Below are 15712 nucleotides of genomic sequence, written 5' to 3'. Positions count from 1 at the left end.
TGGCGGCAGTCCCGCCGTTGCATTTGTCAAAGTCGCGTATGCACCCGTATTAACGGACGCAGCTTTTGCAGGTGTGCTCCGCGAGCAGTTCGCGGATGGTTTCCAGATCTTCCGGCGTGTCCACGCCGTGGGCTTCGTAGCCTTCCACGCGGACCACGCGGATCGGGACGCCGTTTTCCAAAAAGCGCAGCTGCTCCAGTTTTTCCCGCTTTTCCAGCGGAGACTGCGGCAGGCTGACGAACCGTTCCAGCGCCCCCATGCGGAATGCATACAGGCCGATGTGCCCCAAAATTTCCCCGTCTCCGCCCTCGCGGTCGAAGGGGATGCGCGAGCGGGAAAAATACAGCGCGTCGCCGTTGGCCGCCGTCACGACCTTCACCTGATTGGGGGAAGCCGCACGTTCCGGCGAAATCGGCGTGGCGAGGGTACTTACCTGTACCGTTCCGTCAAGGAAAGGCCTTACGAGCTGCTCAATGACGGCGGGGTCCAGCGCGGGCTCGTCGCCCTGTATGTTCACGATGACGGCGTGGGGCTCGACGCCGAGCTTTGAAGCGGCCTCGAAAACCCGATCCGTTCCGCTGGCGTGGTCGCGGCGGGTCATGACGCAGGGGATTTCCCATTCAAGGGCGGCTTCCGCAATGCGCTCGTCGTCCGTGGCGAGTACGATGTTCCTGAGCACCGAAGCTCGTTTGGCGTGGGCGTAGACATGCCAGAACATGGGGCGTCCCCAAATATCGGCAAGCGGTTTTCCCGGAAAACGCGAAGAATCGTAACGCGCTGGAATGATGCCGTAGCATGGAATGGATGTGTTCATCTCCCCCCCGTGGGCCAATGCCCGCTCCCCGCAGGTATAGCAATATTCCTTTCCGCAATAAACCCTTTTTTTGGAGAGGGGTATGGGCGGAAAAGAATATTGGAGGGGGCGGGGGAGGACTTTCGTAACGGCTAATGAAGATCGGTGGAGTGTGATGCCCCATGCGGAGGTTTCCGTCCCCCGGTTCGCCGACAGAAGCGTGCGGGGGCAACGGCATAATGGAATCCTAGCCACAGAAAAAGAAAAAAGGGCTCCATAAAGAGAAAAGCCGTTGAAAGGAGGGAAGGCCCTGTCCTGTGAAAGGGGCCTTCCTTTCCTTTGGTTTCTTTATCCGGCCTTAACGCCCGCCGGATGCCAGCTTGGTCATGTCCCACATGGGCATGAAGATGGCGAGGGCGAAGAAGCCGACGACGGCGGCGAGAACGACGATGAGGATGGGGCCGATGGCTTCGGTCATTTCACCCACGGCGTACTCGACCTCTTCGTCATAGTGGGCGGCGAGGTCCTCAAGCATGGTCTCGAGATTGCCGGCGCCTTCGCCGACGGCGACCATGTTGATGGTCAGCGGCGTGAAATAGCGTGCGGTGCTGAGCGGTTCCGCGATGCCCTGGCCTGATCGGAGTTTTTCCTTGATGGTGGAGAATTCCCGCTCCAGCGCGGCATTGTTGATGGTCTCTGAAAGAATATCCAATGAATCGAGGATACTGACGCCGCTACGCTGGAGGATGGAAAAGATGGCGGCAAAGCGGGCCATGATCGACATCTGGACGACCTTGCCGACGAGTGGGAGGGTGAGCAGCGTCCGGGCCCACAGGTAGCGGCCCCGGCTTGTCCGTATCCACCAACGCACCCCGAAGAACATGCCGACGGCAGCCGCCAGCAGCAGGTACCAGTAGTCGGACAGCGCGGTATTCATGGCAAGGGCCATGCGCGTCGGCCACGGCAGTTCGATTTTGGCGTTGACGAACAGCTTGGCGAAGCTCGGGACCACCCAGTTGAGGAGGAAGAAAAAGGCTCCGGCCAGCGTGATCAGCACGATTTTGGGATAACGCAGGGCCGATTTCACGTCGTTGCGGATCTTGTTTTCGTGCTCCAGCAGGTACGTGAGGCGATCCAGCACATCGCCCATCGAGCCGCTGAATTCGCCAGCCCGGATCATGGAGCAGTAGAGCGGGGAGAAAATATCCGGATGCGACCGGAACGCGTTATACAGCGTACCGCCCGTGCTTACCTGCTGCGCGATGTCCGCCGTGGCGGCTTTGAGCGTGGGGTTTTCCGTCTGCGTCTGGAGGATGCCCAAAAGCTGCGTGATGGAGACGCCTGCGTTGAACAACGTGCGGAACTGTTTGCTGAACAGGATGATCTGTTTGTAGGTGACCGGCTTCTGGAAGAATTTTTGGAAGCGTTTGCTCTTCAAGGGGCCGTCCCGACGGGTAACCTCGGTCGGCATGAGGCCGCGGCCAAGCAGCGCCTGACGCGCCTGTTCCGCGCTTTCGGCCTCAATATCGCCGGTGAGCGTCACGCCTTCGTCATTGATCGCCCGGTAGGCATACGTATGTTTTTGGTCCGCCATGAGTATCCTTTTTCAATATTCGCCCGACAGGGACTCCCTCCGTGCGGCCTCCCCACCAGTCGAAAGTCTTGGGAAGGGAGGGGGACGGGGGAGGGAAACCCTTCTTCAGAAAGGTTTCCCTCCCCCGATGCTCTCTTCCGGTCCCCCTACACCATAGCGGCGCGGAGGGCTTCCTCGACGGTGGTGATCCCGGCGCGGACCTTGCGGGCCGCGTCCTGAGCGAGGGTGTTCATGACGCCCTGCCGCTGGGCGATGGCGGAAATCTCCTGCGCGTGGGCCCGGCGGACAATGGCTTCCTGGATTTCCGGCGTCACGGGCATCACTTCGAAAATACCGATCCGGCCCAAATAGCCCGTGTTCCCGCAGTGGTAGCAGCCTTTCCCGCGCCGGAAGGTTGCCCCTTCCGCATCCTTGATCCCGAAAAGCCCGAGCAGGGCGCGGGGCGGATCATAGGGCTCTGCGCAATGGGGGCATACTTTGCGGACAAGGCGCTGGGCAAACGAGCAGAGGAGCACGGAAGCGACGAGATAAGGCTCGATGTGCATTTCCATGAGCCGGGAAACCGCGCCGGGCGCGTCGTTGGTGTGCAGGGTGGACAGCACGAGGTGCCCGGTGAGGGCCGCCTGCACGGCGATCTGCGCGGTTTCGCTGTCGCGGATTTCGCCCACCATGATCACGTCCGGGTCCTGGCGCAGGATGGAGCGCAGGCCGGAGGCGAAGGTCATGCCCGCCCGGACGTTGAGCTGTACCTGCCGGATGCCGTCAATGCGGTATTCGACGGGATCTTCAAGCGTGATGGCGTTCACGTCCGGCTTGTTGAGAAGCTGGAGGATGGAATAGAGGCTTGTGCTCTTGCCGCTCCCGGTGGGGCCGGTGGACAGGATCATGCCGTAGGGCCTTTCGATCGTTTGGGAAATGGTCTTGCAGTCCTTGTCGCTCATACCGAGCTTGTCCAGCGTGTAGACGTGGTTGGTGCTCATGTCGAGCAGACGCATGACCACGTTTTCGCCGTAGATGGTCGGCAGGGTGGAGACGCGGACGTTGATTTCCCGGCGGTCCACCATCATGGTGAAGCGCCCGTCCTGCGGCACGCGGGTAATGGAGATGTCCATATTCGCCAAAATCTTGATGCGCGAGACGATGGAGGCCCCGACGCTTTTCGGGGGCGAAGGCGTTTTGCGGAGCTTGCCGTCGATGCGGAAACGGATCTGGATGGAATCCTTTTCCGGGCTGATGTGGATGTCGCTCGCCGATTCGCGCACCGCCTGCGTCAGGATGGAGTTGACGAGGCGGACCACCGGGGCTTCGTCGGGCTGGCCGAGCTCGTCTTTGGGCGTTTCACTGGCGATGAGCAGGTCGTCGGACGCCACGGGCTGATCGGGCAGAGCGGTAAAGCTCTCCATCACCCCGTCCATCGTGTTGAAATGGCCGTACAGCGCGGCGTAGAGCTGGGTGAACTCCTGCCGGAGGCACATGACCGGCTCCACTTCGCGGTCCGTGACGATTTCAATGCGGTCCAGCGCGTCGATATCCAGCGGGTCCATCATCGCCACGACCAGCACATCCCCGCGGATGAGCAGGGGGACGGCATTGGTGCGCTGCGCCACGTCGGCGGGCAGGCGGTCGGAGAGGGACAGGTTCAGCGGGAATCGGGAGGGCGTGTAGCGTTCGATGCCGGTTTGGCGGCACACGGCGTCCACGACGTCGCTCTCGCGGCAGATGCCCTGTTTGATCAGGTACTCGCCGAGCTTCATGCCGCTGCTGCGCTGGCCTTGGAGGGCGGCTTCAAGCTGGTCGGCGCTGAGCAGGCCGGAGGCCAGCAGCAGCTCGCCGAGTCTCATTCGTGTATGCATGGGCTATCTCCTCGCGGCCCCGGCCGAGGGCGCGGGAAGCGCCCCGTTCCGGAGCGAAGGGCTTTCGCTCATGGAAGGCGCGGACGGGAGCGGCGGCAGTTCCCGCGTGGGCAGGATTTCCGGCGTGATGAAGATAAGCACTTCCTCCATCGTCTTGCCCTTGCTCTCGTGGCCGAAGACGTACTTGCCGCCGGGGATGTCCTTGAGCCCGGGAACGCCCGCGTTGATGTCCGTCCCCTTTTCCTTGGTCAGGCCGGAGATGACCACGGTTTCGCCGTTGCGCATGATGAGGGTCGTTTCGGTCTGCTTCTTGATGATGAAGGGATTGCCGTCCACGGAACGGGAGGTGTCCACTTCGTCCTTCTTGACCAGCACTTTGAGCTTGAGGTTGTCGCCGTCGATGACGTTGGGCGTCATCTCGAGGCGCAGGACCGCGTCTTCGAACTTGACCTCGCGGTCGCCCATGTTGCTTGTGGAAACATAGGGGACCTTTTCGCCGTTCTCGGTGTAGGCCATCTTGTTGTCCAGCGTGGTGATGGAGGGCGAGGACAGGATGTTGATGTTGCCGTCCTTTTCCATGAGGTTGAGCTGGACTTCGAGCATACTGCCGCCGACCTTGCCGAACAGGAAGCCGAGGGAGCCCATGTCGTTGGAGGCGATGCCGGAATAGTCGAGGCCGAAAGGCGCGCCGCCGAGGCCGGAGCCGTGCGTTCCGGTCAGGCCGCCGGTGACGGGGTCCTGCCCCTGCGTGCCGGACGCGCCGGAGCCGATCCACGCGTGGTTGCCGTTGTTGAAGGAACCGGAACGCCAGACGCCGCCCCACTGCACGCCGAGTTCGCGGGCGGTTTCCTTGGTGGCTTCCACGATGTAGGCCTTGAGGTGGACCTGCGGGCGCGGGCGGTCGAGGTTGTCCACAAGCCGGATGATGCGCTGCTGATCCTGTTCCGTGGCCTGTATGATCAGGGCGTTGCTGTGTTCGTCCACTTCGATGACGGCGGCCTGCCCGCCTTGCCCGTTGGCGGCGGTAAGGAATTTGGTGAGGCTCTGCTGCAGGGCCGCGGCTTCGGCATAGCGCACGCTGACCACGCTGACGGTGAGCGGCGAGTTCTGGCGGGAGATGAGCTCCTGCTGGGCAAGCTGGTTGTCGAGCGTCTGGAGGTTGATTTCCTTCTGTTTTTCCACGGCGGTCAAGACTTGCAGGATGTTGCCCTGCCAGCGGTATTGCAGGCCGTTGGCTCGCAGCAGTCCTTGGAACACGTCCCGCCACGGGGATTTCTGGACATTGAGGCTGACCGTCCCGCTCACGCCGGGGCTGAGCATGACGTTGACCCCGGCGGCGGCCGCGAGGCTGCGCAGGGCGACGCCCACATCCACGTTGTGGAGCTTGAGGGTGACGGGAATGGTGGGCAGGGGACGGGACGCGGCCTGTTCCTGTTTTTCCGTATGGCGCATGATCACGCGGGGCTCGGGGCGCAGATCGGAGGGTGCGGGCGAATAGCCCTGCGAATCCTGCGAGAGCTGCTTCCAGTGATCCATGAACTCCTGCTTTTTGTCTTGCTTGGGGGAGCAGGCCGCGAGCAGACAGAACAAGGCCAGGAGGCAAAGGATGGAAACGGGCCGTTGTCGCATAGTATTCTCCACTCGCCGCAAGGGCGCGGCGAAGCTGTTCGTTGAGAGGCGCGGCTTATATGTCGTCCCCGGAGTAGGGCAGGGTCCACTCGGCGTTCCGCGACGGCGAATAGAGGCGCACGCCGTCGGAACCGATGAACCGGATCACGTCGCCGGTATTGGGGAGCGTGTCGCCCACGCCGTATTCCAGCCCGCCGATGATGGCGAGAGCTTCCTTTCCGGCCTGCACATAGCCGGAATAGACGAGGCCCGAAGCGTTCGCGGACGCCGACTGCTGCGCGTCCGGCAGCCCGTTTGCCGGAAGGGTGAACGGGTTGCGCGGGGCCGGGCGCAGCGAGGAGGCGAGGATGTAGCGCTGGCCGTCCGACAGCGGGAGGGCCTGCAGGCGCGCCGTGACCTCTCCGGCGACGGCCCGGGCCTGTTGCAGGGAGCTGTCCGTGCCGGAAGGCGCCGGGGAGGGCAGCAGCGTCGAAAGGCCGAACTGGATGCCTCCTCCCATGACGGCGGCGCCCATGGCCGCCAAAAGTATCTTTTCCCGTAGCGTCATCGTATCAGCCCTTCATCAGTGCCGCGGCGTGTTGGCCTGTTGCGTGAACGTGGCCCAAATCCCCAGCGAGTATGCGGGAAGCGCGCCGGAAGGGGTGACGTTCAAAAATTCCATGCCGGAAAGCCACGGCTGTTCGCTCAGCAGGAGGACAAGGCGCCGGAAATTGTCGGGAGGGCCGGAAAGGGTGCCGTCCAGACGGATGCGGTTCTTTTCCACGACGGTTTCGGCGGCGGGGACGAAATGGGAACTCTGCATCCCGGACAGGCTGACCATTTCCTGCAGCGAGGTGACGATGAGCGGCAGGGTGTCCGGCGTCGGCAGGGTTTTGGTCGCTCCGAGAAGGCGCCGGGTTTCCTCACGCCGGGCATTGAGCCCCTCCATAAGCGGCTGGAGGGTTTCCTGCACCTGTATCCGGGTTTCGAGTCCTTTGATGTCCGCTTCGAGCTTCCACGTAACATACCAGAGCGGGGCGAGGCAGAACAGCAGCACGCACAGCGCCATCACGCCCTGAAGCGCGAGAGCCCTGAGGGGGAACCATGCCGGGACAATCGGGAGACGCATGTTACACCAGCCTCAGCGTTGCGACGAAGGAGAGGATTTCCGTATCCGTCTGCTGCTTTTCCACAACCAAGGACAGAACCATCGGGGAGTGCTCCAGCTGGCTGAGGAATTCCGCAAGCTGGGATTCGCGCTGGAGCATGTCGCCCGCCACGCTTCCGGTGAGCACGGCGACGGCGCTTTCTTCGGGTTCGGATGGTTTCTTCGTGCCGCGCCGCGCTTCCTGCTTGCCGGGATTCACGTCCTTGAACGTAACCCGCATACCCGTGATATGGATGGCCTCGGGGGTGATGGTGGAGAGTTCGGTCATGAGCGCGGCGGCGATGCGGCGTTTCGCCAGTGTCCGGGCCTGCACCTGCCATTTCTGGGTGTCGGCCAGATTGTTCCTGAGTTGATCCGGCGTGTAGAGCACGGGCCACGAGGCAATCCGGCTTTCCAGTTCGGCCTTGTGCGCTTTCTCGTCCAGATAGCCCATGTACAGTTTGCCGCAGAAGGCCAGAAGCAGCATGAGCACGACGGTCGTGAGCCCTATCGAAAGGAACGTGATCCGCATCTGCCGTTCCCTGCTCTTCTGATCCTTGTAGGTCATGATCGCATTGGGCGTATACGCCGGGGCGGAGAGGCTCAGGCCGATGGCTTGCAGCAGGCTTTCGTCGGCGGATCTGGCCAGCGCCTTTTCCAGATCCGTAGCCGCGCCGGGCGTGGTCTGCCCGTCAAAGCGCAGCGGGCGGCAGGGGAGGCCGAGGGAGGTTTCGAACTTTTTCAGCGCAAGCGCCATGCAGCCGCCGGGGGCGAACACAATGACGCCCTGAATGTTCGGCATCCCCATAGCGTTGCGGAAGTGGTCGGCGGTGCGTTCCAGCTGCCTGGCCAACCTCCCGAGAGGCTGGGAAAGGCGCAGAAGCAGGCGTTCCTCTTCTTCGGGCGTGCGGCGCCTGTTTTCGCAGAGCAGGTGCAGGCCTTCTTCATAGGAAATTTCATCGTCCGGAATTTTTTCGGCGAGGGAGGATAGGGACGCTGCGGGCACGGAAGGCGCGACAGGTGCCGAAGCCATGCCCATATCCATTGGGGACAGCTGTGGAAGAGACAGCTCCAGCGGCAGGGATTCCGGCTGCAGGATCAACGGGAACGGGTCCGAGGGCGACGTGAACGATGAAACGGCCTGCTGCCGTTCGGAGTGAGACCCGGCAAGCTCCCCGCCCAACGCCTCCATCGGCAGGTGCCGCGGCATGGGCGGCACAACTGGAGGCGGAGGCGTTTTCTTGCGTCGGCCGCCGTAGGATTCCTGCAATGCCGTGACGAGGCTTCTCAGGCCGGTTTTGATGGTCCGGCTGAGCGCGATGTTGGTACCGGAAAAGATCTCGATGCGAGTGGAGTCCTCTCCTATGTCGGCGAAGGCGAAATGTTCCCACGGCGAGGACAGCCAGCCCGAAGCGAACAGGTTTTGCGCGTAGATGTTCCCGGAGGAGATGCCCGCGGGAGAAACGCCGGCCGCGGCGAGCGTATGCCTGACGGTGTTGACAGCGCCTTTGTTGGCGATCATGGCGGTGACGGGGAGGCGGGGCACACCTTTGTCCAGCACTTCGGCGTCCACGCGATAGTCGAAGATGTTTTCGGCCTCGTCGAACGGTTTTTCCCGGATCGCGGCCATCTTGGCAATGGCGTCGCGATCTTTAGGGCTGACTTTGGGAATGCGGTAATGGCGAAGCTCATCCTGTCCGTCGGGGAGCCGGACCCATATGTCCGCGTCGCGTCCGCCATGAGGCAGGAAGGCGCTCAACGCCTCGCGTATCCTGTCGGCGAGGCCCGGTGTTTCCCAGTCCATGGTTTCCGGGATGCTGAAGCTCTGAATGGCCTCAAGGATCGGTGTGCTTCCGGCGCGGCGTTGTACAAGGCAGATCCTGCCCTTGCCGACATCAATACCCACAACCGAGCGCTCTTTGCCGAACAAAGGACGGAGGGGCGCGGCCGGAGGAATCTGGAGGGGTGGGGCGAAAGAAGCAGAAGCGTCGTCTTTCTGGGGTGTACTGCGGATATGCTCCAGCAGCTTCTGTGTGGCACTGGCCTGGCTTGCGGATAAAGACACGTTAACACCCCGTCGACTATCAATTGGAATTAAATGATATCCGCCAACGGTGACGAGAGCAAGGGCGTTCTTGTCCTTTTTACCGGGCAGAGGCGTTAAAAGTACGCCGGAGGCGGAACGTGGTGTCGTACCCCATTCAATTATGGTTTTTCATATAGAAGATGCTGGAAACGTGTTCGCTTCGGCGCAGGGTACAGGAAGGGAGGGCGGACGTGCCGCTTCTTTTTTCTTCCCGGCAAGATGCCCCGGTTTTTGAACGCGGGGACAGGCCCCCTCATGAAGCGAAAAAGGAGGAAGAAGCATATGCTTCTTCCTCCTTTTCGGAGACCGGGAAGGATTACCTTTCCCGGCGGTATCCGAGGCCGGGCCTCAGTTCGTTGCGTTAGTCGCGGCGGGGACGGCGTTCGCGGCGTTCGCCGCGATCCCCACGGTCACCGCGATGATCGCGGTCGCCTTCGCCGCGCGGAGTGCGGGCGGGGCGGGCGGTGTCCTCGGGCTTCCATTCGATGCCCTGTTCTTCGAGGAGGACGGCCTTGCGGCTGGCACGGATGCGGTCGCCGTTGATTTCGATGACCTTCACCAACATGTCTTCGCCGAGGTGGGCCACATCGGAAGCCTGCGCCACGCGGCTGGTATCAAGCTGCGAGATGTGCACGAGGGCTTCGACATTGGGCATGATTTCCACAATGGCGCCGATTTCCAGCACTTTGCGGACCTTGCCCATGTAGTTCTTGCCGAGGTCGGGGCGCTGGTCGTAGTACTGCACCAGTTCCTTGGCCTGTTCCATGGATTCGGCGGTGGGGGCGAAGATGGAGATGCGGCCGCTGTCCTCGATATCCACGGAAGCGCCGGTGGCGGCGGTGATCGCCTTGATGTTCTTGCCGCCGGGTCCGATGATCATGCGGATGACTTCGGGGTTCACGAAGACTTCGGCATGTTGCGGGGCATACTTGGAGAGTTCGGCGCGGGGGCCGTCGATGGCCTTCTTCATTTCGCCGAGGATATGCAGGCGGGCCTCATGCGCCTGACGCATGGCCTTGCGCATGATCTCGGTGGTCAGGCCGGTGATCTTGATGTCCATCTGCACGGCGGTTACGCCTTCGGCGGTACCGGCAATCTTGAAGTCCATGTCGCCGAGGGCATCTTCGTCGCCGAGGATGTCGGTCAGCACGATGAAGTTATCGCCTTCCTTGATGAGGCCCATAGCCACGCCGGCGACCGGATCGGAAATCGGCACGCCCGCGTCCATGAGGGACAGGCAGCCGCCGCACACCGCGGCCATCGAGGAGGAACCGTTGGATTCCAGCGTTTCGGCCACCACGCGGACGGTGAAGGGGAAGCCGTCGCCCGCGGGGATGATGGGCTTGAGGGCTTTTTCGGCCAGCGCGCCGTGGCCGATTTCGCGGCGGGACACGCGGACGGGCTTCACTTCGCCCACGGAGAAGGGCGGGAAGTTATAGTGCAGCATGAAGGTCTTGGTCACGTCGCCGGTGAGCGAATCCATGCGCTGGTTGTCCGTGGAGCTGCCGAGCGTGGTCACGCACAGGGACTGCGTTTCACCGCGCGTGAACAGCGCGGAGCCGTGGGCGCGGGGCAGGATGCCGGGCTGGATTTCGATGGGGCGCACGGTCTTGGTGTCGCGTCCGTCGATGCGGGTGCCTTCGTCAAGGATGCGCTTGCGCACGACCTTCTTTTCGATGTGGCCGATGATGTCGCCGACGGAGGAGAGGGCCTTTTCGTCTTCGCCATAGGTCGGATCGGCCTTGAGGGCTTCGACGATCTTTTCCTTCACGAGCTTGCGGGCGTCCTTGCGGGCCATCTTTTCGGGCACGCGCATGGCGGCTTCGAGGCCGGCTCCGGCGGCAAGCTCTTCGATGCGGGCGAGCAGGGCCGCGTCGTCTTCCTGCGGGGTGAAGGCCATCTTCGCCTTGCCCGCGAGCTCGCGCAGCTTGACCTGCGCTTCGACGAGGGGCTGGATTTCCTTGCGGCCCCATTCGAGGGCGTCGATGATCACGTCTTCGGGAACGAAGGTGGCTTCGCCTTCAACCATGACCAGCGCGTCGGCGGAAGCGGCGAACACGATGTTCAGGTCGCTTTCGGCCATTTCCTTGACGGTGGGGTTCAGGATGAACTGGCCGTTGATGCGGCCGATGCGTCCGCCGGCGACGGCTTCGGCGAAGGGCAGGGGCGACAGCATGACGGCGGCGGAAGCGGCCGTGATGGAGAGCACGTCGGATTCGTTTTCCTGGTCGGAGGAAATGACGCTGGCGAGCACCTGCACGTCTTCGGGGAGGCCCTTGGGGAACAACGGGCGGATCGGGCGGTCGATGAGGCGGGAAACGAGGGTTTCGCGCTCGGACGGACGGCCGATTTCGCGGCGGAAGAAGCTGCCGGGGATACGGCCCGCGGCATACATGCGCTCGGAATATTCCACGGTCAGCGGAAAGAAGCCGCGGTCGAAGTCGAGGGGCTGTGAACAAACGGTAACGAGCACGACGGTGCCACCGCACTGGATGGTAACGGAGCCGTGGGCCTGCGTAGCGACGCGGCCGGTCTCAAGGATGATTTCCTTGCCGCCGATGGTGGCGGAAACCCGGGTGGGGGCTTTTCTAAAACTCATGGTGAATCCTTTTCTCTTCGGGAAGGAGACTCCGGGAACAATATCGATCCAAACGTCGATCCTGTTCGCGGAAACTCCTTCTCATGACGGGTTGAGGTTGATGACGTGGAAAGGGGGAGCCCAAGGCTCCCCCCGAAAACGCACTTACTTGCGCAGTCCCAGCTTTTCGATGAGAGCGCGGTAACGCTGAATATCTTTGCTCTTGAGGTAGTTCAGCAGGTTGCGGCGCTGGCCGACGAGCTTGAGCAGGCCACGGCGGGAGTGGAAGTCCTTCTTGTGTTCCTTGAAGTGCCCGGTGAGGCCTTCAATGCGGGCGGTAAGCAGAGCTACCTGGACTTCCGGGGAGCCGGTGTCGCCTTCATGCTTGGCGTGAGCTTCGATAACAGTCTTTTTCTGGGCGGCGTCCATAACCACAGCGATATCCTCCGAATGGGTTGCGTTAGTTCCAAAGTCCCCTGAGCACTTTCCATGCGGGGCCGCCGGAGACGGCTTCGGCGAGCGCGAGAGGCTGCCCGTCGGGCGAGAGCAAGACGGCGTTGGCGCCGGGAACGCACGGGATGTCCGTTCCGTCCTGTGCTCTGGAGCGCGCGCGGCGCGCTTCCGTCCACACAAGGATCTTGCCGTTTTTCGTGTCCGCCTCTTCCTGCCCGGTCACGGTGATCGTGGGCCAGTGGGGGAGAGCGGCGGTCACGGGGATGACCCGTTCAGGCAGCGTTTCGGGCTCGGCGAGCAGCGTGTCCAGCGGACAAGCCCTGTCGAGGCCAAAGGGGTGGCTATACTCCCGAATCAGTTCCGTGAGCACGGCTCCGCACCCCAAGCGCGTCCCCAAGCTGTGGGCGAGGGACCGTATGTAAGTGCCGGAACTGCAAATGACTCGGAAGGTAACGTACGGAAGCTCAACCCTGAGGACTTCCGCACGCGAAATTTCGATGGTCTTGATTTTGAGCGGGGTTTCTTTCCCCTCCCGGGACAGCTTGTAGAGGGGCTGACCTTGATGCTTGGCCGCTGAATAGGGCGGCACGGGCTGTTCACTCGTGCCCACCCAGCCGGCGATGACGTCGGCCACGGCTTCGGCGGTCACATGGTTCCACGGCGCTTCGGCGGTAATCTGGCCGTCGGCGTCCCACGTATCAGTGGTCTGCCCGAGCCGGACAGTGCCCTGATAGGCTTTGACGCCTCCCGCCATGAGATATCCGGAGATTTTGGTCGCGTGCCCGAGAAGCACCAACAGAACGCCCTGAGCCATCGGGTCCAGGGTGCCTGCGTGTCCTATCTTTTTCTGCCCCAACCGTTTGAATCGGTTGGTACACTGGGCGGACGAGAGCCCGCGTGGCTTGTCGACCACAAGAAGACCGTGCTGTTGTTCCATATGAGGTGAGTACTCTATACATTTTTTTCCCGGTCGTCCAGTGGTTCTTGTGAGAGATGTGGAAGTTCGAAGGCATCCTGGGAGGCAGCGCCTTTCGGAGGACAGGTCCCCTCCTCTGCGTATCCCGCTTCAGCGGCTTTTGACTGGCGGATATCCGGAGCTGTCTGCCGGCCCGGGCCGCCTGCCATGCGACCCCATCCAGAGAGGGGGCAGGGAAGCGTTGAGTTTCCGTCAGGTTTCCGGTAATCGGAACGGTCATCTTCGCTTCTGATGGTTTCAAGAGGAGATGGATGGTTCAATGGGTTGGCCTCGCCTGACGTTCCCGCAAGGGCGCGGCGGCAAGGCTGATCCCATGCGGATTTTCTCTGCCGAGGGCCGTTTTGCTCTCATGCTCTCCCCCGATTTTTTTCAAAGGATTTTCTATGGATATATCCCTTCCTGATGCCGAATCGACCGTCGAGTTCGGCAGGCAGCTTGGCCGGGCGCTGAACGAGCAGTACGCCGAGGGCGGCGAGCAGGTTCATATCATATTGTTCTACGGCGATCTGGGCTCAGGCAAGACCACGTTCACACGCGGCTTCATCGAAGCGTTGCCCGGAGGGGAGAATGCGGAAGTCTCCAGCCCGAGCTTTACCCTGTGCAACAGCTATCCCACGACGCCCTCCGTCATCCATTGTGATCTGTACCGCTCGGAGGGCGCATTGCCCGATGAAGTGGACGAGGCGCTGGATACGGAATCCGGACTGGTGCTCGTCGAATGGGCCGAGCGGATTGCAGCCGAGAATTTGCCCCCGAAACGTCTGGACATCCTGTTTCAAGTCTGCAAAAATAACAGGTTGGTAACGCTGTCCCCCTATGGGAAGGCGGCGCACTGCGTATTGCAGAAACTGGCTCGTCTCCGCGATTCCGGGGAATGACGGCAAAGAGGAAGGGTTTCTGCCTCACAGGTCACGATGAAGGACTCAGCTATGCGTATTCTGGTACAAAAATTCGGAGGGACGTCCGTAGCCGACATCGACCGCCTAAAAATGGTGCGTGGTAAGGTGAAAGCCGCTCTGGATCAGGGATACAAGGTAGTCGTGGTGCTTTCCGCCAAGTCCGGGAAGACCAACAAACTGCTGGATCTGTCGACCCGTTGGGCCGCAGAGCCTGATCTGGCGGAAGTGGACAGTCTGCTTTCCACGGGCGAGCAGGCCTCGATCGCGCTTTTCAGCATGTTGCTCAAGGACTCCGGCATCAAGGCGCGTTCGATGCTCGGCTGGCAGATCCCGATCATCACGAATGATGAATTCGGCCGTGCCCGCATCCTCTCTATTGATGCCTCCCGCATCCATAAGGAGCTTGAGGCGCACGACGTGCTCGTGGTCGCCGGGTTCCAGGGCTCGACGGAAGACGGGCGCATCACCACGCTCGGCCGTGGCGGGTCCGATACGTCCGCCGTGGCGCTGGCCGCCGCTCTGGATTCCTGCGAGTGTGAAATCTATACGGATGTGGACGGGGTCTATACGACGGACCCCAATCTGTGCTCCACGGCTCGCAAACTCGATCGCGTCACCTATGAAGAAATGCTTGAAATGGCTTCCATGGGTGCGAAGGTATTGCAAATCCGTTCTGTGGAGTTCGCAAAGAAGTATAATGTTCCCGTTCACGTGCGCTCCACGTTTTCTGATGATCCGGGAACGCTGGTCGCCCAGGAGGACGCCATGATGGAAGCCGTGCTCGTCTCCGGCATTGCATATGACAAGGATCAGGCCCGTGTAACCGTATGCGGGGTTCCTGACCGCCCCGGCGTCTCCGCCGCCCTTTTTGCGCCGCTGTCCGAAAACGGCATCATGGTTGACATGATCATCCAGACCGCCAGCCGCGAAGGCGTGACCGACATGACGTTCACCGTGTCCCGCAAGGATCTGGAGAAAGCCATTCAGCTCATGAAGGAAATCGTCGCGCGGATCGGCGGTACGGGCGTGGAACACGACCCCTACGTCGCTAAGGTTTCCGTCATCGGCGTGGGAATGCGCAACCACACCGGCGTGGCGACCAAGGCCTTCGCCGCCCTGCAGCAGGAAAACATCAACATCCAGATGATCAGTACGTCCGAGATTAAGATTTCCTGTCTGATCGACGAAAAATACACCGAACTCGCTGTGCGCACCCTGCACGACGCGTTCGAACTGCACAAGCCTGATCACGCCTAGCCGTCAAGCGAACTGATGCGAAGGCCCGGGGAGTCCTCTTTCCGGGCTTTTTTCATGAGTATCATCCCGGAAAACGCATATTCTCATAGTGCAATAAAACAAAAAGGTTGGATATTGAGAAGAAAACGTTTTGGAAAAAAATTCAAAAAATGGTTGACAGAGAGCGGGGTCTGGGGCAGGGTATGCAAATGCTTCGGCTGCGTGTTGAAAACAACCTGCAGTTGTTGTGTCGTCACTGTGACAGCACGGTAACGGTTTTTTGAAAAAAGCAGAAGAAAGCGGTTGACAGCGAGAAGGGGTCGGGATAAGTTCCCGCTTCTGCGCCGGGGAGAAACCCTCGCGGCGCGCTCCGAAAAAAAACTTCGGGGTTCGAAAAAAAAAGTTGTTGACAAGCTGGACCGAGCGGGGTAAATTCCCGCTTCGCCGCTGACGGAAACGCAGCGGCTGAGGCAAAGGCCTCTGGTTCTT

General features: G+C 61.5%; 13 protein-coding genes. 2 read left to right on the top strand and 11 right to left on the bottom strand.

What is annotated here, in order from left to right; all coding sequences use genetic code 11:
* Positions 1 to 49: 49 nt before the first annotated feature.
* From kdsB to truB, 10 genes are all read right to left on the bottom strand, one after another.
* On the bottom strand, positions 50 to 814 hold the full coding sequence (gene kdsB, locus T370_RS0112080; RefSeq protein WP_005030549.1) for a 3-deoxy-manno-octulosonate cytidylyltransferase: 765 nt from the start codon (positions 812 to 814) through the stop codon (positions 50 to 52).
* Positions 815 to 1151: 337 nt separating this feature from the next.
* Positions 1152 to 2387 (bottom strand): type II secretion system F family protein, encoded by a 1236-nt coding sequence (locus T370_RS0112075; RefSeq protein WP_005030551.1) that lies wholly within the window; start codon positions 2385 to 2387, stop codon positions 1152 to 1154.
* Between the two features lie 146 nt (positions 2388 to 2533).
* On the bottom strand, positions 2534 to 4240 hold the full coding sequence (locus T370_RS0112070; protein WP_009369253.1) for a GspE/PulE family protein: 1707 nt from the start codon (positions 4238 to 4240) through the stop codon (positions 2534 to 2536).
* Between the two features lie 3 nt (positions 4241 to 4243).
* Positions 4244 to 5869 (bottom strand): type IV pilus secretin PilQ, encoded by a 1626-nt coding sequence (gene pilQ, locus T370_RS0112065; protein WP_005030555.1) that lies wholly within the window; start codon positions 5867 to 5869, stop codon positions 4244 to 4246.
* Between the two features lie 55 nt (positions 5870 to 5924).
* Positions 5925 to 6416 carry a hypothetical protein gene (locus T370_RS0112060; protein WP_005030556.1) on the bottom strand — a complete coding sequence of 164 codons (492 nt, stop codon included), beginning with the start codon at positions 6414 to 6416 and terminating at the stop codon, positions 5925 to 5927.
* 15 nt (positions 6417 to 6431) lie between these two features.
* Positions 6432 to 6977, bottom strand: coding sequence for a hypothetical protein (locus tag T370_RS0112055; protein WP_029435867.1), 546 nt, complete (start codon positions 6975 to 6977; stop codon positions 6432 to 6434).
* 1 nt (position 6978) lies between these two features.
* Entirely contained in the window at positions 6979 to 9060 is a 2082-nt protein-coding gene (locus T370_RS0112050) for a type IV pilus biogenesis protein PilM (protein WP_029435866.1), read from the bottom strand.
* Positions 9061 to 9442: 382 nt separating this feature from the next.
* Positions 9443 to 11680 carry a polyribonucleotide nucleotidyltransferase gene (gene pnp / locus T370_RS0112040; RefSeq protein WP_029435865.1) on the bottom strand — a complete coding sequence of 746 codons (2238 nt, stop codon included), beginning with the start codon at positions 11678 to 11680 and terminating at the stop codon, positions 9443 to 9445.
* A gap of 144 nt (positions 11681 to 11824) precedes the next feature.
* Positions 11825 to 12088 carry a 30S ribosomal protein S15 gene (gene rpsO / locus T370_RS0112035; RefSeq protein ID WP_264476212.1) on the bottom strand — a complete coding sequence of 88 codons (264 nt, stop codon included), beginning with the start codon at positions 12086 to 12088 and terminating at the stop codon, positions 11825 to 11827.
* Between the two features lie 31 nt (positions 12089 to 12119).
* Positions 12120 to 13049 (bottom strand): tRNA pseudouridine(55) synthase TruB, encoded by a 930-nt coding sequence (truB, locus tag T370_RS0112030; RefSeq protein WP_029435864.1) that lies wholly within the window; start codon positions 13047 to 13049, stop codon positions 12120 to 12122.
* A gap of 422 nt (positions 13050 to 13471) precedes the next feature.
* Between truB and tsaE the strand changes: the two genes are divergently transcribed.
* On the top strand, positions 13472 to 13966 hold the full coding sequence (gene tsaE / locus T370_RS0112020) for a tRNA (adenosine(37)-N6)-threonylcarbamoyltransferase complex ATPase subunit type 1 TsaE (protein ID WP_005030570.1): 495 nt from the start codon (positions 13472 to 13474) through the stop codon (positions 13964 to 13966).
* Between the two features lie 51 nt (positions 13967 to 14017).
* Complete coding sequence (locus T370_RS0112015) at positions 14018 to 15244, top strand: aspartate kinase (RefSeq protein ID WP_005030572.1); 1227 nt, start codon at positions 14018 to 14020, stop codon at positions 15242 to 15244.
* Positions 15245 to 15476: 232 nt separating this feature from the next.
* Here the strand turns inward: T370_RS0112015 and T370_RS25695 are convergent.
* Positions 15477 to 15712: hypothetical protein (locus tag T370_RS25695; protein ID WP_211250523.1), on the bottom strand; the 236-nt coding region annotated here is incomplete at its 5' end.

This window comes from Bilophila wadsworthia ATCC 49260 (assembly GCF_000701705.1).
GTDB lineage: Bacteria > Desulfobacterota > Desulfovibrionia > Desulfovibrionales > Desulfovibrionaceae > Bilophila > Bilophila wadsworthia.
Note: the sequence above shows the minus strand (reverse complement) of the source record. Positions and strands in the feature narration are given on the sequence as shown.

Coding starts and splice junctions, on each gene's coding strand:
- kdsB (WP_005030549.1), bottom strand. CDS start 814: ATGAACACATCCATTCCATGCTACGGCATCATTCCAGCGCGTTACGAT.
- T370_RS0112075 (WP_005030551.1), bottom strand. CDS start 2,387: ATGGCGGACCAAAAACATACGTATGCCTACCGGGCGATCAATGACGAA.
- T370_RS0112070 (WP_009369253.1), bottom strand. CDS start 4,240: ATGCATACACGAATGAGACTCGGCGAGCTGCTGCTGGCCTCCGGCCTG.
- pilQ (WP_005030555.1), bottom strand. CDS start 5,869: ATGCGACAACGGCCCGTTTCCATCCTTTGCCTCCTGGCCTTGTTCTGT.
- T370_RS0112060 (WP_005030556.1), bottom strand. CDS start 6,416: ATGACGCTACGGGAAAAGATACTTTTGGCGGCCATGGGCGCCGCCGTC.
- T370_RS0112055 (WP_029435867.1), bottom strand. CDS start 6,977: ATGCGTCTCCCGATTGTCCCGGCATGGTTCCCCCTCAGGGCTCTCGCG.
- pnp (WP_029435865.1), bottom strand. CDS start 11,680: ATGAGTTTTAGAAAAGCCCCCACCCGGGTTTCCGCCACCATCGGCGGC.
- rpsO (WP_264476212.1), bottom strand. CDS start 12,088: ATGGACGCCGCCCAGAAAAAGACTGTTATCGAAGCTCACGCCAAGCAT.
- truB (WP_029435864.1), bottom strand. CDS start 13,049: ATGGAACAACAGCACGGTCTTCTTGTGGTCGACAAGCCACGCGGGCTC.
- tsaE (WP_005030570.1), top strand. CDS start 13,472: ATGGATATATCCCTTCCTGATGCCGAATCGACCGTCGAGTTCGGCAGG.
- T370_RS0112015 (WP_005030572.1), top strand. CDS start 14,018: ATGCGTATTCTGGTACAAAAATTCGGAGGGACGTCCGTAGCCGACATC.